15 protein-coding genes are annotated in these 20,135 nt (G+C 55.9%); 8 read left to right on the top strand and 7 right to left on the bottom strand.

Features of this window, described 5'->3' with window-relative positions:
- Nucleotides 1–129: 129 nt before the first annotated feature.
- The 3 genes from ACN0XM_RS18230 to ACN0XM_RS18220 all read left to right on the top strand — a co-directional run bounded on the left by ACN0XM_RS18230 (nt 130) and on the right by ACN0XM_RS18220 (nt 4,343).
- A complete protein-coding gene (locus tag ACN0XM_RS18230) occupies nt 130–660 on the top strand; it encodes an RNA pyrophosphohydrolase (RefSeq protein ID WP_417568359.1) in 531 nt (176 codons plus the stop codon).
- A gap of 15 nt (nt 661–675) precedes the next feature.
- Nucleotides 676–2,982 carry a phosphoenolpyruvate--protein phosphotransferase gene (gene ptsP / locus ACN0XM_RS18225; protein WP_417568358.1) on the top strand — a complete coding sequence of 769 codons (2,307 nt, stop codon included), beginning with the start codon at nt 676–678 and terminating at the stop codon, nt 2,980–2,982.
- 119 nt (nt 2,983–3,101) lie between these two features.
- The gene (locus tag ACN0XM_RS18220; protein ID WP_417568357.1) at nt 3,102–4,343 is read left to right on the top strand and encodes a patatin-like phospholipase family protein; all 1,242 of its coding nucleotides are present in this window, start codon (nt 3,102–3,104) and stop codon (nt 4,341–4,343) included.
- 83 nt (nt 4,344–4,426) lie between these two features.
- Here the strand turns inward: ACN0XM_RS18220 and hslU are convergent, their stop codons facing one another.
- From hslU to ACN0XM_RS18190, 6 genes are all read right to left on the bottom strand, one after another.
- A complete protein-coding gene (hslU, locus tag ACN0XM_RS18215) occupies nt 4,427–5,755 on the bottom strand; it encodes an ATP-dependent protease ATPase subunit HslU (RefSeq protein WP_417568356.1) in 1,329 nt (442 codons plus the stop codon).
- Nucleotides 5,756–5,767: 12 nt separating this feature from the next.
- Nucleotides 5,768–6,298: an ATP-dependent protease subunit HslV gene (gene hslV, locus ACN0XM_RS18210; RefSeq protein ID WP_008170810.1), complete on the bottom strand. Its 531-nt coding sequence runs from the start codon at nt 6,296–6,298 to the stop codon at nt 5,768–5,770.
- Nucleotides 6,299–6,388: 90 nt separating this feature from the next.
- Nucleotides 6,389–7,030, bottom strand: a complete 642-nt coding sequence (locus ACN0XM_RS18205) for an SPOR domain-containing protein (RefSeq protein ID WP_417568355.1) — start codon at nt 7,028–7,030, stop codon at nt 6,389–6,391.
- A gap of 6 nt (nt 7,031–7,036) precedes the next feature.
- Nucleotides 7,037–8,722, bottom strand: a complete 1,686-nt coding sequence (argS, locus tag ACN0XM_RS18200) for an arginine--tRNA ligase (RefSeq protein ID WP_417568354.1) — start codon at nt 8,720–8,722, stop codon at nt 7,037–7,039.
- A 145-nt stretch (nt 8,723–8,867) separates the two neighbouring features.
- Nucleotides 8,868–10,754 (bottom strand): Ig-like domain-containing protein, encoded by a 1,887-nt coding sequence (locus tag ACN0XM_RS18195; protein WP_417568353.1) that lies wholly within the window; start codon nt 10,752–10,754, stop codon nt 8,868–8,870.
- A gap of 203 nt (nt 10,755–10,957) precedes the next feature.
- Nucleotides 10,958–13,132 carry a primosomal protein N' gene (locus ACN0XM_RS18190; RefSeq protein WP_417568352.1) on the bottom strand — a complete coding sequence of 725 codons (2,175 nt, stop codon included), beginning with the start codon at nt 13,130–13,132 and terminating at the stop codon, nt 10,958–10,960.
- Nucleotides 13,133–13,407: 275 nt separating this feature from the next.
- Between ACN0XM_RS18190 and rpmE the strand changes: the two genes are divergently transcribed.
- A complete protein-coding gene (rpmE, locus tag ACN0XM_RS18185; protein WP_417568351.1) occupies nt 13,408–13,629 on the top strand; it encodes a 50S ribosomal protein L31 in 222 nt (73 codons plus the stop codon).
- A gap of 216 nt (nt 13,630–13,845) precedes the next feature.
- The gene (locus tag ACN0XM_RS18180; protein WP_417568350.1) at nt 13,846–15,111 is read left to right on the top strand and encodes a malic enzyme-like NAD(P)-binding protein; all 1,266 of its coding nucleotides are present in this window, start codon (nt 13,846–13,848) and stop codon (nt 15,109–15,111) included.
- Nucleotides 15,112–15,180: 69 nt separating this feature from the next.
- On the opposite strand, the gene ACN0XM_RS18175 is transcribed toward ACN0XM_RS18180, so the two are convergent.
- Nucleotides 15,181–17,703, bottom strand: a complete 2,523-nt coding sequence (locus ACN0XM_RS18175) for a penicillin-binding protein 1A (RefSeq protein WP_417568349.1) — start codon at nt 17,701–17,703, stop codon at nt 15,181–15,183.
- 192 nt (nt 17,704–17,895) lie between these two features.
- Between ACN0XM_RS18175 and ACN0XM_RS18170 the strand changes: the two genes are divergently transcribed.
- The 3 genes from ACN0XM_RS18170 to ACN0XM_RS18160 are packed head-to-tail and all read left to right on the top strand — an operon-like array spanning nt 17,896 to nt 20,134.
- On the top strand, nt 17,896–18,960 hold the full coding sequence (locus ACN0XM_RS18170; protein ID WP_417568348.1) for a pilus assembly protein PilM: 1,065 nt from the start codon (nt 17,896–17,898) through the stop codon (nt 18,958–18,960).
- On the top strand, nt 18,960–19,523 hold the full coding sequence (locus ACN0XM_RS18165; protein ID WP_417568347.1) for a PilN domain-containing protein: 564 nt from the start codon (nt 18,960–18,962) through the stop codon (nt 19,521–19,523). The genes ACN0XM_RS18170 and ACN0XM_RS18165 overlap by 1 nt, the downstream gene beginning before the upstream one ends.
- The gene (locus tag ACN0XM_RS18160) at nt 19,523–20,134 is read left to right on the top strand and encodes a type 4a pilus biogenesis protein PilO (RefSeq protein WP_417568346.1); all 612 of its coding nucleotides are present in this window, start codon (nt 19,523–19,525) and stop codon (nt 20,132–20,134) included. Before ACN0XM_RS18165 ends, ACN0XM_RS18160 begins: the two co-directional genes overlap by 1 nt.
- Nucleotide 20,135 lies beyond the last annotated feature (1 nt).

The raw sequence follows: 20,135 nt of genomic DNA, 5'->3' as shown, positions 1-20,135 counted from the left end.
TCTAACACGACCTGTCCTCAACAGCTCCGTTTGCCGAACCCTTGGGATTCTGTAAGAATGAGAGCAACTTGGACAAATCCGACCGGTGAATTTTTGTGCCGGTCTACCGACTTTTAAGAGGACTGTGCCGTGATCGATTCAGACGGTTTCAGACCCAACGTCGGAATCATTCTGGCCAACCACAGGGGAGAAGTTCTCTGGGCAAGGCGAATAGGGCAGGACTCCTGGCAGTTTCCGCAGGGTGGCATCAAGCATGATGAGTCAGCCGAGGATGCACTGTACCGGGAGCTTGGAGAGGAAATCGGCCTTTGTGCGAGCGATGTTGAAATCATCAGTTGCACCCGGGGCTGGCTGAGGTATCGACTCCCGAGGAGAATGGTACGCCACAACTCGCTCCCCGTTTGTGTGGGTCAAAAACAGAAATGGTTCCTGCTGAGGATGTTATCGCCGGACGCGCAGGTTTGCGTGGATGGTACGGATTCACCGGAGTTCGATGGCTGGCAGTGGGTAAGCTACTGGTATCCTTTGGGCCAGGTGGTTTCATTTAAGCGTGAAGTGTATCGACGTGCGCTGAGAGAGCTTGCGCCGCGACTGTTCTACAACATGGAGCAGTGGCATCGGGCAGAGCTGAATCGGCGTTTAAAGGAACAACAGAAATGACGGACTGAGACCGCCATGCTGAGCATTTTGCGAAGTCTAGTACAAGAGGTAAACAGCGCCCGCGATTTGCAGGAGGCGCTGGATATCATCGTATCGCGAGTGCAGAAGGCCATGGGAACGGAGGTCTGTTCCGTCTACCTGCTTGATCCTGCTACCAACCGTTATATTCTGATGGCCACTGAAGGTCTCTACCGGAAAGCGGTGGGGCAGGTGAGTCTCGCGTATTCCGAAGGCCTTGTAGGTCTGGTGGGCGCCCGTGAAGAGCCCATCAACCTGGAGGATGCGCCATCCCATCCGCGCTATCGCTACTTTCCGGAAACCGGGGAGGAGCGGTTCCGATCCTTCCTTGGTGTTCCCATCATCCACCACCGCCGTGTTCTGGGCGTGCTGGTCGTTCAGCAGCGGGAAAGTTCCAGGTGTTTCGACGAAGGTGAAGAGGCTTTTCTGGTAACCGTATCGGCCCAGCTGGCGGGCGTCATTGCCCACAGCGAGGCCACCGGCGCTATCAGTGGCCTGTCGCTGACCGGTGAGGAGGCTCGTGATGTCAGCTTCAGTGGCGTACCCGGCGCTCCCGGTGTGGCTATCGGTACTGGTGTTGTGGTTTACCCGTCGGCCGATCTGGACGTGGTTCCCGAAAAACCCACCGAGGATATTGATGGGGAGCTGGAACTGTTTCGGGCTGCGGTGAAGGCGGTCCGTGAAGACATCGAACGCGTTGCCAAACGACTCGCCTCGCAGCTGCGCCCGGAAGAACAGGCGTTGTTCGATGTCTACCTGAGAATGCTGGGTGACGATGCCATGCCCGGCGAGGTCGCAAACAAGATCCGTGAAGGGGTCTGGGCTCAGGGTGCGCTGAAACAGGTGGTTCAGCAATACATTCGTCACTTCGAGATGATGGAAGACCACTACCTCCAGGAGCGTGCTGTTGATATCCGGGATCTGGGCCGCCGTCTGCTGTCCCATCTCCAGGAGGGGGAGCAGAAGCATCTAAATTACCCCGAGCGGACCGTTTTGGTGAGTGAGGAGCTGACGCCAGCCATGCTGGGAGAGGTGCCCAAGGGACAGCTGGTCGGCCTGGTGTCGGTCAAAGGCTCCAGCAACTCCCACGTTGCGATTCTTGCCCGGGCCATGGGCGTGCCCACGGTCATGGGGCTGGTGGATATTCCAGTCAACCAACTCGACGGCAGGGAACTGATCGTTGACGGTTTTGAGGGCCAGATATTTGCGTCACCATCCTCGGACCTGAGGTCATTCTATCAGGCGATCTGTGAGGAAGAAGATGAACTTATCCGGGGGCTGGAAGTACTCAAGGACAAGCCCTGCGAAACCACCGATCATCATCGGGTTTCCCTGTTGGTAAACACCGGGCTGATGACCGACGTTGTCCGCTCGTTGTCCAACGGTGCTGAAGGCATAGGCCTATACCGGACCGAAGTCCCCTTTATGATCAAGGATCGGTTCCCCTCCGAGCAGGAGCAGCGTGAGTATTACCGGGAGCAGCTTGAGGCCTTTGCGCCGAGCCCGGTAACCATGCGTACCCTGGACATCGGCGGCGACAAGGCGTTGACCTATTTCCCGATCCAGGAAGAAAACCCGTTCCTTGGGTGGCGCGGTATCCGGGTAACACTGGACCATCCTGAGATTTTCCTGGTTCAGGTGCGGGCAATGCTCAAGGCCAGCGAGGGCCTGAACAACCTGCAGATCATGCTGCCCATGATTTCGAACATTTCGGAGGTGGAAGAGTCCCTGCACCTGATTTACCGGGTGTATCACGAGGTTCGTGAAGAGGGCTACGACATTCATATGCCCAAAGTAGGTGTGATGGTTGAGATCCCCGCCGCCGTCTATCAAATCCGTGAGTTTGCAGACCGGGTGGACTTTCTGTCGGTGGGCTCCAACGACCTGACCCAGTACCTGCTGGCAGTAGATCGCAACAACCCGAGGGTTGCCCAGCTTTATCATTCCTATCACCCGGCAGTGCTTCAGGCGCTGGTCCGGATTGCCCAGGACGCTCACTCGGTTGGTAAGCCAGTGGGTATCTGCGGAGAGCTGGCTGGTGATCCCGGAGGCGCGCTGTTGCTCATGGCCATGGGTTACGACTCCCTTTCAATGAACGCAGCCAGTCTGCCCAAGGTCAAATCGGTGATTCGAAGTGTCAGCCGGGAATGGGCCGTACAGCTGCTGGAAGATGTGTTGCTGCTGGATTCTCCCCATGTCATCAAGAGTTGTGTGGATCTAGCTCTGAGAAACGCTGGCTTTGGCCGATACCTGAGGCCCGGCAAGTCAGGCGCCATGGCGGTTTCTGAAGCAGCCGTGTCTTGAGAACGGAATTTTTGGCGAATATAGGGTGTGAATTCTAAAACCGGTTGTTAACTTAATATCGGCAGTATCCAGCGGTTCAGAACACGGACTCGCATTCTTTCTCCGGAAAAGGAAAGGCTATGAAGGCGCCAGCTGATCTCAAATCCGCTCCACGCATCGGGCTTGCCCTGGGCGGTGGTGGCCCTTTGGGCGGAATATACGAGATTGGAGCATTGCGCGCCCTGGACGAAGCTCTGGACGGCCTCGACTTCAACAATATCGATGTTTATGTCGGGGTAAATGCCGGTTCTTTTGTGGCGGCGAATCTGGCCAACCAGATGACCACCGCACAACTGTGTCGTATTTTTGTGCGCAATGAGGCGGAAGTTCATCCTTTTCATCCGGAAGTATTTTTCCGTCCTGCGTTCCGGGAAATTGGCAGCCGTTTGCTGGCGGTGCCCGGGCTGGTTTCAACTGCAGTCCGGCGGTTTGTCAATAACCCCTACGATCAGAGTCTGCTGGAAGCCATGACCATTTTGGCGCAGGCGGCTCCAGCGGGATTGTTTGATAATGAAGGCCTGCATGAGTACCTCAAGCGTGCCTTTACCATGCTGGGGCGAACTAACGATTTCCGTCAGTTGAAACGCAGTCTTTATATTGTGGCGGCAGATGTCGAGAGTACGGAGGCGGTCTGTTTTGGCGCTCCAGGGTTTGATCATGTGCCCATTTCCAAGGCAATTCAGGCAAGCACTTCTTCGCCTGGTCTGTATGTGCCCGTGGAGATTGATGGCCGCTATTACGTGGATGGTACCCTGCGCAAGGGTTTGCACGCATCCGTTGCTTTTGAGGATGGCGCGGACCTTGTGTTTGCCGTGAATCCCCAAGTGCCTATTGATGCCAGTGCTGCGGTCCGTGCCGGATCAATGAAGCCGGGTGAGCTGACACGTTCCGGTATGCCCAACCTGTTGTCGCAAATGTTCCGGACCATGGTTTACTCACGAATGCAGTCCGGAATTGCTCAATACGCCCGAGACTACCCGGACAAGGACATTCTGCTGTTCGAGCCTACCCGTGACGATGCCAAGCTTTTCTTCTCCAATGTGTTCAGCTTCCAGTCCCGGCGTATGGTCTGTGAACATGCCTACCAGATGACCCGACGGGATCTCCTGAACCGCGCAGACCAGCTGGAGCCCAAGCTGGCAAAATACGGCATCAAACTGCGGCGGGATCGTCTGGAAGACGAACAACGCACGATCAGTACCAGCCTTTACGGCGAGATGCTGCCTCTGTATGTCGCCAAGGGCAGAAAGAAGAAAGCGGACAAGGGAAAGTTGGTAGCAGGATTGGGAAATGTCACCCATCTTTTCTCGAAAGCCGAGTAAGGCTCCGGGAGCACCTTTCGGACAAGCCAATAAAAAGGGCCCAGATGATGATCCATCTGGGCCCTTTTGACATGGCATTGCATTCAGAGGATGTACCGGCTCAGATCCTCGTCCTCAGCCAGTTCTCCAAGTCGTTCATCCACATACTCGGCCGTAACCTCAAAGCCATCGGTGACCTTGTCACCGGCATCGAAGGACAGGGTCTCAAGCAACCGTTCAAGCACCGTATGAAGCCGCCGAGCACCAATGTTTTCGGTGTTCTCGTTAACTTTCCAGGCAATCTCGGCAATGCGGGCGATGGCGTCTTCGCGGAACGTCAGTTCTACGCCTTCGGTTAACAACAGCGCCTCGTACTGCTGAACCAGCGATGCATCAGGTTCGGTCAGGATACGCTTGAAGTCTTCAGGGCTGAGAGCCTGCAGCTCCACCCGAATTGGCAGTCTGCCCTGAAGTTCCGGAATAAGGTCCGAAGGCTTGGACAGATGGAACGCGCCGGAGGCGATGAACAGGATGTGATCGGTGCGCACTGTACCGTATTTGGTGCTTACCGTGCTGCCCTCGATCAGCGGCAACAGGTCACGCTGGACACCCTCGCGAGACACATCCGATGAGGTGTTCTCCGAGCGCTTGGCCACCTTGTCAATTTCATCAATGAACACGATGCCGTTCTGTTCCACTGCCAGCACTGCCTTCTGCTTGATCTCCTCTTCGTTCACAAGCTTGGCGGCCTCCTCTTCCTTGACCCGCTTCAGCGCATCCGCGACCTTCATCTTGCGGGTCTTGCGCTTGTCTGAGGAAAGGTTGGAGAACATGCTTTGCAGCTGATTGGTCATCTCCTCCATGCCCGGAGGTGCCATGATCTCCACCCCGGCACTGGAGCTGCGCAAGTCGATTTCAATTTCCTTGTCATCCAGCTCGCCTTCCCGAAGCTTTTTCCGGAACAGCTGGCGGGTGGATGAGTCCGAGCTGCGCTGGCTGTCTTCACTTAAATCCCTCGGTGGCGGAATGAGCGCGTCCAGAATCCGGTCCTCCGCGGCATCCAGGGCCTGGCTTTCATGGCGCTTCATCTCGGCTTCACGCAGCATTTTCACAGCCATATCCGCCAGATCCCGGATAATGGATTCGACGTCACGGCCGACATAACCCACCTCAGTGAATTTGGTGGCTTCGACTTTCAGGAACGGTGCATCGGCCAGCTTGGCCAGGCGCCGGGCAATCTCGGTCTTACCGACGCCGGTGGGGCCGATCATAAGAATGTTCTTGGGGGTGATCTCATCGCGCAGGCTGCTGTCCAGCTGCATCCGGCGCCAGCGGTTTCTCAGGGCGATCGCTACCGCCCGCTTGGCTTCTTGCTGGCCCACGATGTGCTTGTTGAGTTCGTGGACAATCTCACGGGGTGTCATTGCAGACATGGTTGCTCCGGATCAGTCGTTTTTGGAGAGCACTTCAAGGGTGCGATTGTGATTGGTATAGATGCAGATATCGGCGGCGATATCCAGGCCCTTCTCGACAATCTCGTGGGCTGACAAATCGGTGTTCTCGAGCAGTGCCCGAGCCGAGGCCTGGGCAAAAGGACCGCCTGAGCCGATGGCAATCAACCCCTGTTCCGGCTCAATAACATCACCGTTGCCGGTAATAATCAGCGAGGCGGTTTTATCAGCTACCGCCAGCAAGGCCTCCAGTCGGCGCAGAGCCCGGTCGGTTCGCCAATCTTTTGCCAGCTCCACGGCGGCCCTCGTCAGGTTGCCCTGATGTTTTTCAAGCTGGGCCTCGAATCGCTCGAACAGCGTGAAGGCATCGGCCGTGCCGCCGGCAAAACCGGCGATCACTTGGCCATTGTAGAGGCGGCGAACCTTTCGGGCATTCCCTTTCATTACGGTATTGCCCAGGGAAACCTGGCCGTCGCCACCCATGGCAACTTCGTCATCGCGTCTGACGGAAAGAATGGTAGTCATTGGGGCTCCAATTGCCTGGTTAAACTTGGTATCCGCAAGTTATGGAGGCGCATGATCGGAATTCAAGGTGCTTGCCCCGAGCCCTGAAGATCAACCTTCTTTGGGGATTTTTCGAACCAAAGGCTGAATGTTGAGCGAGACCAGCTTGTCGATTGCGGAATTCATCTGGCTGCGGGAGGTGAACGGCCCAACGTTGACCCGGTACCAGATGGAGCCACTGTCCAGATCAATCCGCTGGATGCTGGCACGCAGGCCCTGGAAGGCAATTTGGGCCCGCTGGCGTTCGGCGTCTTCCTTGCTGCGGAATGAGCCTGACTGCACCAGGTAGTTGAAGTTCTGTTGGGTTGGGCCAGGCGTGTATTCGTCAACCTTTGGAGGCACGACCTCGGATTCCGGCAACATGTCATAAAAACGAAATGCCGGTTTCTTGTCTTCTTGGCGGGCCGTTTCCGCCGGTTTCCTGGCTGTTTGTTGGGCCGCCTTTTCAGTCCCCGGCTGAACATTGCCGCCCTGTCCGGGCGGCAGGGAGTTCAGGTAGACAATAAACCCGATGAACCCGCCGACGGTTGCCAGAGACAAAATCCATTTCAACGACAGCCCTCCTTGCTGCAAGCGGGCTGTTGCCGCCGGTTTTGCTCTGGCCGCCTTCGCCCTGGCCTGTTTCACAGGCTCGCGGCGCGGAGTGGCTGAACCCTTGGGTGACCTGTCTTTACGGGCGTAATCTCGGGACATTGGGTTCTACATCTCTTCCGGGGCGCTGACGCCCAGCAGATCCAGACCGTTTTCGATGACCTGCCTGATTGCAAGGTAAAGGCTGACACGGGCATCGCGGGTGGCTGTGTCTTCGATTAATACCTTATGGGCGTTGTAATAAGTGTGAAACTGCCCCGCGAGGTCTCGCAGGTAGTGGGTCAGGTGGTGCGGCTCACGCTGGGCGGCGGAGTTGATGATCAGCTCCGGATATTTTGCTAATTGATTGGCCAGCTCTTTTTCCTCGTCCAGAGTCAGTAGCTCCAAATCGCCTACACATTCGTTCCGGCCACGCTGCACGCCTTCCTCGGCAAGCTTCCGAAGTACGCTGCAGATCCGCGCATGGGCGTACTGGATGTAATACACCGGATTTTCATTGGTCTGGGACCGGGCAAGATCAATGTCGAAGGTCAACTGGGAGTCGACTCTCCGGGCGGCCAGAAAAAAACGGGTGGCGTCGCGGCCAACTTCATCAATCAGGTCCCGGATGGTGACATAGCTACCGGCCCGTTTGGAGATCTTTACCTCCTGGCCGGAGCGGGTGACCATTACCATCTGGTGTAGAACATAATCCGGCCAGCCTTTCGGAATGCCGGCGTTCAGGGCCTGCAGGCCAGCGCGAACGCGGGTAACGGTGGAGTGATGGTCAGCACCCTGTTCGTTTATAACGGTGGTAAAGCCCCGTTGCCATTTGTCCAGGTGGTAGGCCACGTCCGGCAGGAAGTAGGTGTAGCCACCGTCCTTCTTGCGCATGACACGGTCCTTGTCATCACCAAACTCTGTGGTTTTGAGCCACAGGGCGCCGTCCTGCTCGTAGGTGTAGCCGCTTTCCTGCAGGCGCTTCACCGTTGCCTCAACCTTGCCTTCCTTATAGAGGGAAGATTCCAGGAAGTAGACATCAAACTCAACACCGAAGGCTCTCAGGTCCAGATCCTGCTCCCGGCGCAGGTAGGCCACGGCAAACTCCAGGATGGCGTCGCGGTCTTCCGGATCCGCCTTGGCCGTGACTTCCCGGTCATCCGCTGTCACTGTCTCACCGGCCAGATACGCCTTGGCGACATCGACTATGTAATCACCACGGTAGCCATCGGCCGGCCAGCTCTCGTCTTCCGGTGTAAGGCCTTTCACGCGTGCCTGGACCGAGAGCGCCAGGTTGTTGATCTGGGCGCCGGCGTCATTGTAGTAAAACTCCCGGGTGACGTCGTAGCCGTTGGCTTCCAGCAATCGACTCAGGCAGTCGCCGATCGCCGCTCCGCGCCCATGGCCGACATGCAGAGGGCCGGTAGGGTTGGCGGATACAAACTCAACCTGTACTTTCTCGGCCTTGCCCTGATCGTTGCGGCCGAAGCTTTCGCCCTCATCCAGGATGGTGTTAACGACTTCGAAGGCACTGGCGGTGCTCATGAAGAAGTTGATAAAGCCTGGTCCGGCAATCTCCACCTTCTCCACTGCCTTACTCTTTGGCAGTTTACCAATCAGCGCTTCCGCCAACTGACGGGGCGGGCATCCGGCTGCTTTGGACGCTACCAAGGCAATGTTACAGGCGTAATCCCCGTGGGACTTGTCCTTGGTATTGCCCACTTGCGGCGTAAAGGTTTGGTCGGCAGGCAATGTGCCTTCGGATTGCAGCGCAGCCAGTGCAGACTGGAGCAGGTCGGAAACGGTTTCTTTCATGCTGTCAGGTGACTCGGTTTACAGGAGAATTGGTGTTGGGGCAGGGCGCCCGTCAGAAATAGAAGGCGAGTATTATCGCGGAAAGGTAGGGGAGACTCAAACAATGAAATCAAGGGAGGGGTAAGGTGCCCCTCCCTTGATTTGGTTAATCAGGATCCGCGCAGCTGGTCGCGATTCCGTAAGGGCTGTCACCACTTCCTGGAGGAGCATCCGAATCCAGGTCGTCTGCTGTGCAGGATAGGGTGAATCTTTGGCGTGCCTGAGATTCAGTACCCTGGACGCTCGTTGTAGCAATAAGATCAACTTCGATCCAGGAACATTCGCTCTTCAGATAGGTCAGGTCGAAGGTTACCGTCCCGTCGGTTCCAGTAGTGAGATTTCTTGGTACCGTCGCTGATGGGTCGGGCTCCAGTGAGCCGTTGTTGTTCGCATCAATATCAGCGTCGTCCAGGATACCATTGTTGTTGACATCTTCGGACGCGCAACCGTCGGCTACTGTGTAGGTTGGTACCCATGGGTCGGCATCAGTCAGCCTGGTGTAGAAGCCTTTAAAATAACGCACTGGAATAACGCTAACCTGTACGGAACGGTTCGCCGAGGCGTTACCGTTGGCGTCGGTTACAATGGCTGTCCAAGGTTGTTTGTATAGGGTTAAGCCGGATTCGACGATCTCGTTACCTGTGCCGATATTGATGCGCAGGGCTTGCCCGCCCACTGTGAGAGACAAGTTTTGCGAGATAGCTGTGGTCGGCACGGTTGCCGTTATGGTGACCCCGTCCAGAGAGCTGGAGATTGAGCTCGACGTATAGGTAACCTGGGTTTGTCCCTGGCTGTCAGTTTCACCTGAACCTGCGGAAAGCGAGCCGCCGGTGATATCGTCAAGGGTGAAGTTAACGGTAGCATTTTTTACAAGATTGTTATTGCTGTCACGCACGGTAGCCAGGATTACTGCCGATTCGTTTTGACCAATTTGTGTCTTGTCAGCCTGAAGGTTTAGTTGCGCAGGGGTTGTCGAAACGAACTCAAAAGTACGTTGCGCTGAGGGACCTCCGGCTGCTTGACTCCGGGCGGTGACCGATGCGGGACCCACGTTTGTTGAAGAAATGTCTACAGTCGCTGTGCCTCCGGACGTTGTAACAGTCGCTGTGCTGGAGGCGCTTTGCGAAAAAGTTCCTCGTGTGGTTTCGAAGACAACGCCGGTCCCGTCTGCAACTGGGGTGCCGCTAGACAGCCATTCGATCTCAATCTGCTGGGTTGTGTTCAGTTCGATCTCGGCGTTGCTACCTGGTAACGAGAAACTGAACGCATCGGGAGAAATGGAAATCGACTTCTCTGCTGTTACCAAGCCAGCCCCGCTGTATGCGTTAACAGTGATGACTTCGGAGCCGCCGGATTGTGCAACCAGATCAAATGTTACGGTGCCGTCGGCTGCAGTTGAGAAAGACGCAGCATTTGTTATCTGGTTGCCAAGGGCTGTTGACACCGATACGTTTTCGCCTGTTATTGGGCGCCCGTCAGCGTCAAGGAGTCTCGCGGTGTAGGTTGCAGACGCGCCGGCCACAATGGAAGAAGGGCCGGTTACCGAGATGGATGTGCCGGTAACGGTCACGGTTGTTGTCTGAGATATGCTCCCGGCGGAAGCAGTCACTGTAATCGTTCTGTTTTGAGCGTCACCCTCTGCGGAGACCAGAGCGGTAGCTTCTCCGTTTGCGCCGGTTATGGCGTTTTCAACAAGGACGGTGCCATTGTTGTTCGCGGCAAAGGATACGTTTACGTTTTCGAGAACCCGACCATTGCTGTCTTTGATAAATGCAGTGATGCGAGAGTTGTCGCTGCCGTTCGTGGAAATCTGAGGAGATTCATTAACCAGCTGAATTGAACCTACGGAAACGGTCTCGGATGGGGTGTCTGTTCCTCCGGTATTACTATCTCCCACGCCCGATAAAGAGCTTGACCCACTGTCCCCACCGCAGGCGGCGAGAGCCAGGGTCAGGATAAGTGCTGCGACACGCGCAAATATATTCCCGGACATTATATTTTTCTCCAGTCTTCGTTTACAGCAAAAGCCTTTTAAATGCGCATTCCCTGCACGAGAAACGCAAGCTCAGGTATGTTTTCAGGTTTCGTTGTTAGTTTGCTGAAAATCATAGCATAGGATCTATCACAGCAAGGCTGATTGGTATTCATTTCTGAAAAACTTTGTAACGGTTTGCAGATATGTGGGCGGGTCCACGTTTACCCTGTTTCCTGAGGATCAACATCAATCATCCACCTCACGCCAGCCGGTAGCTTTCTCTGGTCCAGTTCCTGGCACACTCCGGTCAAAAGGGTGTTCAGTCGCTTTCGGTTTTGGGCATTCAGGATCAGTTGCGCGCGGTGTTTGTCGGCGCGTCGGGCAATCATTGCGGGTAGTGGGCCCCAGGTTTCAATGCCGGGGGCGTTGGTGAGCGGTTTGATGGCGTCCAGAACTTGCAGGCTCTTTTCCATGGTGTCGGCTTCTGCCCGAAAAATGGCCATGGCGCGGAATGGCGGGAACTGGCTTTCCTTGCGTTCGCTGAGGAGCTGTTCGGCGATGTCCAGATAATGCCCCTCGCAGAGGGTTCTCAACAATGGATGGTCGCTGTGGCAGGTTTGCACCAGCACCTTTCCCGGTTTCGTGCCTCGGCCAGCGCGGCCGCTGACCTGCAGCAGGGTCTGAATGAGCTGCTCAGGCGCCCGGAAGTCGACACTGAACAGACCGCCATCGGCGTTGACCACCACCACGAGAGTGACGTTGGGGAAATCGTGGCCTTTGGCCAGCATTTGCGTGCCAACGAGTACGCATGGTTTGCCACTGTTAACCTGGCTCAGGATGCTCTGGATGCTGCCCTTGCGCTGAGTGCTGTCGCGATCGACCCGCACAACGGGAATATCCGGGAAGGCCGATGCCAGAATGTCCTCGGTTCTTTCAGTGCCCTGGCCAACGGGTTTGAAGGCCTCACTCTGGCATTTCGGACAATGGTCGGTGGCTGCCGTCTGGTAGTCGCAGTGGTGGCATCTCATGGCCCGGTCCCGGCGGTGATAGGTAAGCCGGGTGTCGCAGCGGGGGCACTCGACCATGTGGCCGCAGTCAAAGCACATCATGACCGGCGCAAAGCCGCGGCGATTGACAAAAACCAATGCCTGTTCACCCCGGGCGAGCGTTTGTTCAATGGCGTTCAGGGCAGGCCGGGAAAGCCCGCCTTCCAGGGGGCGGCTGCGAATGTCCAGCAGGCTGATGATCGGTGGGGCCGCATTGCCCGCGCGCTCTTCGAGTTTTACAAGGCGGTATTTGCCCTGTTCCGCGTTGTAAACGGATTCAAGTGACGGCGTGGCCGATCCGAGGATGACCGGGCAGCGGTTCAGGTGCGCGCGGTAAACCGCCACGTCGCGGCCGGAATACCGGAAGCCCTCGCCTTGTTTATAGGAGCTGTCATGCTCTTCATCAACAATGATTGTGCGTAACCCGGTAAACGGCAGCAGAACAGCCGACCGTGTGCCGATCAGGATGATGGGCTCGCCTTCGCGAATCTTCAACCAGGTGGTCAGGCGCTCGCTATCATTAAGCGCGGAATGCCACACTACAATGCGCGTACCAAAATATTGCCTGAAGCGGGCGACGGTCTGTGGGGTAAGGTTGATTTCCGGAACCAGTACAAGAGCCTGGTCGCCTGCCCCAAGTTGCTGTTTCAGGTAGTGCAGGTAGATTTCCGTTTTTCCGCTGCCGGTAATTCCGTATAAAAGGGAGGCAGTGAATCCTTCTCCGGGGGCGGCCAGCTCTTCGGCCGCGGCCGCCTGGGCAGCGGAGAGGGTTGGTCTCCTCGCCAGTAGTTCAGGTGCCTCGGGCTTCGAGCCCGAAATGGGTGGTGAGATGGTTCTGATCAACTGTTTGTCGTTGAGGGCCCTCAATTGGGCGCGGGTAAATCCGGCCCTGATGATGTCGCTGCCGGCTGCGCCCCGGGTTTGCTGGCTGAGCCATTCAAGCAATTCTTTTTGGCGGTGGGCGTTGGCTGGAAGGAAATCGCCGTGGTCGCTGGCCACCCACCACTCCACAGACTTCTCTTCCGCTTTGCGTCCTCGCCTTAGGGCGGGGGGCAGGGCAGTGAACAGGCACTCGCCCAGAGGATGCTGATAGTAGTCGCTGGCCCAGCTGAGAAGGTTGACGGTCTCCTCCGGCAATGCCGGCCAGTCCTCCATAGCCGCGAACACAGGTTTAAGGCGGACTCCCGAAGGGGGCTCCACCCCCGTTTGTACAATAAGGCCTGTTGTCTGTTGGCGGCCAAAAGGAATTCGTACCCGCTGCCCGGCGACAAGCTGGATGTCTTCAGGAATAATATAGTCGAAGAGCCGGCGCAGAGGACGGTTAAGGGCAATGCGTGCAATCAACGGCACTGAATGCTCCACTGGAAAACGAGTGTCACGGTTTTTCCCTATCCTGTAGTGATCGGCTAGTAATCGGCGGCCTGCCGCGAAATCACTGTTCGGCGGGTCCGGAAATCAGGCTGGTACTTGCCTGCCGCGGTAATTGCAAGTAAGATTCGCGGTCTGTTTCCGGCAGGGCATGATTGTGCCCCGTCTTCTCAATTGATTCAAACATGCGGTGCCTGGCGCCAGGGTAGATCAGATACCCCGTGATCAGGTAGCGGCATGACCTAACGAGGTTCGCCATGAAAGAAGGTATCCACCCCAAGTACGAAGATATTTCCGTTACCTGTTCCTGCGGTAACACCTTCAAGACACGTTCTACCTACACGAACGATTTGCAGTTGGATGTGTGTTCACAGTGTCACCCATTCTACACCGGTAAGCAGAAAGTCATGGACACCGGTGGCCGTATCGACCGTTTCCAGAAGCGTTTCGGCGGACGTATCAGTGGCAAGAAAGACTGATTGCTGCAGATTCGATAAGGCGCCTCCGGGCGCTTTTTTTGTGGCCTTTGGTAATGTGTGTAGCTTAAGAGTGCATACGCAATTAGCCCTATTGACTGTTTGCAAAATGTTCACCAGCCACTTGTCGTTTTGGGTCTGGCGGGCCATAATGTCGCGCTCCGTTGGGCAAGCTCCGGCGGCTTATTACCTTTAAACGTGACAAACGGAACAGTGGCAATGTCTCAAGATCTGAAAGAAGCAGCCCTTGAATATCACGCCAAGCCGCGGCCTGGTAAGCTGAGTGTTGAAATCACCAAGCCAACCAAGACTTCCCGCGACCTTTCCCTGGCGTATAGCCCCGGGGTTGCCGAGCCGGTCCGAGAGATCGCTAAGGACCCGGAGAATGCATACAAGTACACCGCCAAGGGCAACCTGGTGGCTGTCATCTCTGACGGTACTGCGATTCTTGGCTTGGGCAACCTGGGTCCGCTGGCGAGCAAGCCGGTTATGGAAGGCAAAGGCGTACTGTTCAAGCGCTTTGCCGGAATTGATGTCTTCGACATTGAAGTCAATTCCGAAAGCCCGCAGGCGTTTATTGAAACGGTCGAGCGTATTGCGGATACCTTCGGTGGTATCAATCTAGAAGATATCAAAGCGCCGGAGTGCTTTGAAATTGAGCGCGCTCTGATTGAAAAATGCAACGTGCCCGTCTTTCATGATGACCAGCACGGAACCGCTATCGTCACTGCAGCCGGCATGATCAATGCCCTCGAACTGCAGGGCAAAAAGATTGAAGAGGCGAAGGTGGTTTGCCTGGGTGCCGGTGCAGCCGCCATTGCTTGCATGAAGCTACTGATCAGCTGCGGTATTCGCTCTGAGAACATCTTCATGCTTGATCGTAAGGGTGTGATCCACTCTGGTCGCGATGATCTGAATCAGTACAAGGCGATGTTCGCCAATGATACGGACAAGCGTACGCTTGATGATGCCATCGACGGTGCGGATGTATTCCTTGGCCTTTCCGGCCCGGACCTTCTGACCGGCGACCAGCTCAAGAAAATGGCTCCGAACCCGATCGTGTTCGCATGCTCTAATCCTGATCCGGAAATCAATCCGGAAGTTGCTCGGGCAGCTCGCAGTGATCTGATCATGGCGACCGGCCGTTCCGATTATCCGAACCAGGTCAACAATGTGTTGGGCTTCCCGTTCATCTTCCGCGGAGCGCTGGACGTTCGCGCCACGGTGATCAACGAAGAGATGAAAGTGGCAGCCGTAAACGCAATTCGCGAACTGGCCAAGGAGCCGGTGCCGCAGGAGATCTGTGAGGCTTACGGTGTCGAGAGCTTTGAGTTCGGCAAGGAATACATCATTCCCAAGCCGATGGATGTCCGTTTGCTTGAGGTAGTGCCTGCGGCGGTTGCCCGGGCCGCCGTGGATTCCGGGGTTGCTCGTAACCCTTACCCTGCGCATTACCCGCTCAAGTCCATGGACGACATCATCTGATACGTTGTTCTAGGCAATAAAAAAACCGGCGGTGATCCCGCCGGTTTTTTTATATCTGTGCTGCTTTAATCAGAAAATTCTGCGCGAAAGATCGTTTTCTCCGGAGCTCCCATTGCGGTCGCTCTCTTCTTCGGACAACAGTGGCGGTGGTGCATCCTCTTCCCGAAAGACTTCAAATACACCGTCTTCTCCCGGTCTTGCCCGCTGTCCGGTCTCCGGGTTGATCCGGATGTTCACGATGCCATTGGGTCGGGGCATGAAGGACGGTGGCTCGCCGTCAAGGGCGACTTTCATATAGTCCAGCCAGACGGGTAATGCCGTGCTCGCGCCAAACTCGCCTCTGCCCAGGGGTGCCGGTTGATCAAGTCCAACCCACGTTGTTGTGGCCAGTTCATGATTGAAGCCTGCAAACCAGGTGTCTTTTTGCTCGTTGGTAGTGCCTGTCTTGCCTGCAATGTCATCGCGTCCCAAGGCCCGGGCCCGGCGACCTGTGCCAAGGCGGATGACATCCCGCATCATCGAGTGAAGAATGAATACTGAGCGTTCATCCGCGAGCCGGCGCATCACTCGCACCTGCTGTGTGTTATCGGTATCTTCCGAAGCAGGCTCTGCTTCCGTGCTCGTTCTACTGGTTTCGTTCTTCTCCGCGATCTTGTCGCAGTTCTGGTCGCACAGGACGGTTTTCGGAGCTTGGTAGATGGTCTCGCCGCGGACGTCCTTAATGGTTTCGATCAGGTAAGGTTGAACGTCATATCCGCCATTGGCAATGATAGCCATGCCTCTGGCAAGCTCCATGGGGGTGAGCAAGCCGCTGCCGAGTGCCAGAGAGAGGTTGTTTGGCATGTTTTCGACGGGAATTTCCAGCTCTGCGAGAAAATTAATTGTATTCTCGATGCCAAGGTCACGCAGTAGCCGGATGGAAACCAGGTTCCGCGAGCGATAAAGGGCTTCACGAAGTCGGGTTGGCCCATAAAATTGCCCGGATGAATTCTGGGGGCGCCAGGCGGACTCGAGTTCGGAATCATCAAACACAATCGGCGCGTCATTATAGATAGTGGCTGGTGTCATGCCGCTTTCAAGTGCGCTGAGGTAAAGAAAGGGCTTGAAGGTGGAGCCGGGTTGTCGTTGCGCCTGGATGGCCCGGTTGTATTTGCTCTGGCCGAAGCTGTAGCCCCCAGTGAGGGCCTGAATGGCCCCGGTTTGGGCGTCCAGAGAGATAAGTGCGCCTTCAACCCGGGGTATTTGCGCCAGTGATACGATTGCCGGTCCGGCCGGCTGCGCATTCTCTGCGTTCCCGCTGCTGTCTTCTTGCTTTTCGGAAGTTGTCGCCATGGGCCTCGGCGCCTGAGTTCGCACGTAGACAACGTCCCCCGCTGCGATCACATCTGAGGGCTTTTCCGGCTCTGGGCCAGTGAGGTCTTCGGTTTTATATCGCCTTGCCCATGTCATGGTTTCGAAAGGCATGATGGCGGAGCCCAGCATCCGAGCGTGTACCCGGACATTTTGGGTCTTGTCGTCAACGCTGGTAACGATGGCAGGAATCAGGGATTCCACCCGGGGGTAGTTCTGCACAAGCTCCGACAGGTTGGCCTCGGTCAGAGTCTCCGGATCAATCTGACCGATCGGGCCCCGGAATCCATGGCGCCGATCGTAAGCCTCCAGGCCATCCCTGAGAGCTTCCGTGGCAGCCTGCTGCTTCTTGCTGTCAACGGTGAGTGTGACGGTGTAGCCATCTGTATAGGCGTCTTCGCCAAAGCGACGAACCAGTTCGGAGCGGGCCATTTCGGCAACATAATCAGCGTCAACTTCCGTGTCAGTACTGTTGTAGCTGGCCGTGAGCGGGGCTGAAAGTGCAAGCTCATGGGCGTCCGGGGTGATGTATCCCAGATCCTTCATCCGGCCCAAGATCCAGTTCCGGCGAATCATTGCGCGCTCGGGGTTGGCCAGCGGGTTGAAGGCAGACGGAGCTTTTGGAAGGCCCGCGAGCATGGCCATCTGGGCGAGCGAAAGCTGGGCGACGGGCTTGTTGTAATAAACCTGGGCTGCGGCGGCAATCCCGTAAGCGCGGTTGCCGAGATAGATCTTGTTCAGATAGAGCTCTAGAATCCGGTTTTTATCGAGTTCACGTTCTATCTGAAGAGCCAGAAGTATCTCGTTGAACTTCCGTATAAAGGTTCTGTCGCGTGACAAAAAGTAATTTTTTGCAACCTGCATTGTGATGGTACTGCCCCCTGACTGGATCTCCCCGGTTGAGATCAGTTCGATGGCAGCCCGCGCCAGGCCTTTGATGTCGACCCCGAAGTGCTCGTAAAAGCGCGAGTCTTCAGCGGCCATAAAGGCTTGTAACTGAATTGTTGGGATCTGTTCTATTGTGATCGGTGCCCTTCTCTTTTCACCGAATTCTGCTATTAATCTCTTGTCTTCGGAGTACACCCGCAGAGGTGTCTGGAGTTTTATTTCCAGCAGCTGCGCAACCGGTGGAAGTCCGGGGCGAAGATACAGATAGAAGCCTGAGGTTACGATAACGGCGGCACTCAGGCCGGTAAGAAACAGCCAGGCAAGAAGGCGAGATGTACGCAACAAATGAGACATTTTTTTCTGACAACTGTTGGATATAGGTCTATCATTTGAGAAATTGCTTTAGGAAGGGTCGCTTCACCGCTGCAATGGTTCTCAATTTAACGAAGAACACGCATTGTAGACGGAATGCTGAAGAAATTCTCTTAAATAAAAAACACATAAGTTACGTAACCCGGTGCATCTGACCAGGTATAGGGTGAGCGCGTGTTCGGATTGTTAGGAAAGAAATCCAGTGCAGTGCTGGGCGTGGATATAAGCTCCAGCTCGGTCAAACTTCTGGAACTGTCGAAGCAGGGCGACCGGTACAAGGTCGAAAGCTACGCAGTGGAGCCGTTACCGGCGAACGCTGTGGTTGAGAAAAATATCACGGATGTCGAGGCGGTCGGCGAAGTGCTGAAGCGCGTTGCCTCCAAGTCCCGTACCGGCGTGAAGCAGGTTGCGGTCGCAGTCTCCGGCTCGGCGGTTATCACCAAGGTCATCCAGATGGATGGTGGCCTCAACGAATTTGAGATGGAAGATCAGATCGCCCTTGAGGCTGATCAGTACATACCATACCCGCTGGATGAGGTGGCCATCGACTTTGAAGTCCAAGGCCCTTCCGAAAGCAATCCCGATCAGGTTGATGTGCTTCTGGCTGCATGCAGGAAGGAAAACGTCGACATACGGGAAGACGCTCTCGAGATTGCCTCACTGACAACCAAAGTTGTTGATGTCGAAGCCTACTCCCTGGAGCGGGCCTACGCGCTGATCGAGTCGCAGCTGGATTCACAGGGTGAAGAGCTTGTGGTCGCGATTGTTGACATTGGTGCAACCATGACAACGCTCAGTGTACTTGCCGGCGGCAAGACCGTGTATACCCGCGAGCAGATTTTCGGTGGCAAACAGCTGACTGAAGAAATCCAGCGGCGATACGGGTTGTCTCTTGAAGAGGCAGGGCTTGCCAAGAAACAGGGCGGGTTGCCCGATGACTATGAGTCAGAGGTTCTGACGCCCTTCCGTGAAGCTGTGGTGCAGCAGGTTGCCCGCGCGCTTCAGTTCTTCTTCGGTGCCAGCCAGTACAACGCTGTCGACTACGTGGTTCTGGCCGGAGGTACTGCCTCTATCCAGGGGCTGACGGAAATGGTCGAAGAAAAAACAGGAACACCGACGCTGGTGGCAAACCCGTTTGCCGACATGGCAGTGGGATCACGGGTTAATGCATCGGCGCTGAGTAATGATGCTCCCTCTCTGATGATTGCCTGCGGCCTGGCAATGAGGAGCTTCGACTGATGGCAAAGATTAACCTCCGACCCTGGCGTGAAGAACTTCGTGCCGAAAAGCAGAAACAATTCGTAGTGATGATCCTTGGTGCGGCGATTATTGCCGGTGGCCTGGTATTCCTCTGGAAGTCCGATATGGACAGCCGGATCGCTTACCAGCAATCGCGGAACGCTTATATTGAAACAGCGGCCAAGAAGCTGGACCAGCAGATCAAGGAGATCGAGAACCTCAAGCGCAAAAGAGATGAGCTGCTGGCGCGAATGCAGGTCATTCAGGACCTTCAGGGTAAGCGCCCGGTCATTGTTCGCGTTTTTGATGAGTTGGTCAGAACCTTGCCTGACGGGCTTTTCTACACCGATCTCAAGCGCGCCGGAGACCGCCTCGATATCGTAGGTATGGCAGAGTCCAACAGCCGGGTCTCGACGCTGATGCGTCAGTTTGAAGAGTCCGACTGGTTCACGAGTCCCAATCTGTCCAACGTTTCTGCAGCTGATAGTCGCCGGGCCGGTTACAGCCAGTTCAACCTCTCGGTACAACAAAAAACACCTGAGCCCGAAGGGGAGGATAAGTAATGAGCCTCGCGGACTCACTAAAAAGCCTTAACGAATTTGATATCAATGATCTCGACGTGAATAACGCGGGTATCTGGCCGGCACCGATCAAAGCCATTGTGGTGCTGATCATCTTCGGGCTCATCGTCGGCGGCGGATACTGGTTCTTTATCAAGGATCAGTACGCCCAGCTTGAGCGCGTCGAGAAAACAGAGCTGGAACTTCGGAAGAAATACGAAGAGAAGGCCTACCAAGTGGCGAATCTTGAAGTCTTCAAGGCCCAGATGGCGGAGATGGAAGAAACCTTCGGGGCTCTGGTGCGGCAGTTGCCCAGTGAGACGGAAGTGCCGGGCTTGCTGGAAGACATCACCAATACTGCGCTGGGCAGTGGTCTGGCGCTCCAGGAAGTGGCGCTTCAGCCGGAGCAGCGCAGGGATTTCTATTCCGAATTGCCGATCAATATCCGGGTGTCTGGTTCCTATCATGAGCTGGCGTCCTTTGTCAGCAGTGTCGCAAGTCTTCCTCGGATCGTGACACTGCACGACTTGACCATCAAACCAACTGGCGGAGACGGAGAGCGGCTTGATATGCAGGTTGTGGCTCGTACTTACCGCTACCGGGCTGGAGAATGAG

The sequence above is a fragment of the Marinobacter sp. genome, assembly GCF_048269445.1.
In the GTDB taxonomy this organism is placed as follows: domain Bacteria; phylum Pseudomonadota; class Gammaproteobacteria; order Pseudomonadales; family Oleiphilaceae; genus Marinobacter.
Note: the sequence above shows the minus strand (reverse complement) of the source record. Positions and strands in the feature narration are given on the sequence as shown.

Bases quoted from the DNA above. Each gene is read 5' to 3' on its own strand.
- hslV (WP_008170810.1), bottom strand. From the start codon at position 6,298: ATGACTACCATTCTTTCCGTCAGACGCGATGACGAAGTTGCCATGGGT.
- hslU (WP_417568356.1), bottom strand. From the start codon at position 5,755: ATGTCTGCAATGACACCCCGTGAGATTGTCCACGAACTCAACAAGCAC.
- ACN0XM_RS18175 (WP_417568349.1), bottom strand. From the start codon at position 17,703: ATGTCTCATTTGTTGCGTACATCTCGCCTTCTTGCCTGGCTGTTTCTT.
- argS (WP_417568354.1), bottom strand. From the start codon at position 8,722: ATGAAAGAAACCGTTTCCGACCTGCTCCAGTCTGCACTGGCTGCGCTG.
- rpmE (WP_417568351.1), top strand. From the start codon at position 13,408: ATGAAAGAAGGTATCCACCCCAAGTACGAAGATATTTCCGTTACCTGT.
- ACN0XM_RS18205 (WP_417568355.1), bottom strand. From the start codon at position 7,030: ATGTCCCGAGATTACGCCCGTAAAGACAGGTCACCCAAGGGTTCAGCC.
- ACN0XM_RS18220 (WP_417568357.1), top strand. From the start codon at position 3,102: ATGAAGGCGCCAGCTGATCTCAAATCCGCTCCACGCATCGGGCTTGCC.
- ACN0XM_RS18180 (WP_417568350.1), top strand. From the start codon at position 13,846: ATGTCTCAAGATCTGAAAGAAGCAGCCCTTGAATATCACGCCAAGCCG.
- ACN0XM_RS18195 (WP_417568353.1), bottom strand. From the start codon at position 10,754: ATGTCCGGGAATATATTTGCGCGTGTCGCAGCACTTATCCTGACCCTG.
- ACN0XM_RS18160 (WP_417568346.1), top strand. From the start codon at position 19,523: ATGAGCCTCGCGGACTCACTAAAAAGCCTTAACGAATTTGATATCAAT.
- ptsP (WP_417568358.1), top strand. From the start codon at position 676: ATGCTGAGCATTTTGCGAAGTCTAGTACAAGAGGTAAACAGCGCCCGC.
- ACN0XM_RS18165 (WP_417568347.1), top strand. From the start codon at position 18,960: ATGGCAAAGATTAACCTCCGACCCTGGCGTGAAGAACTTCGTGCCGAA.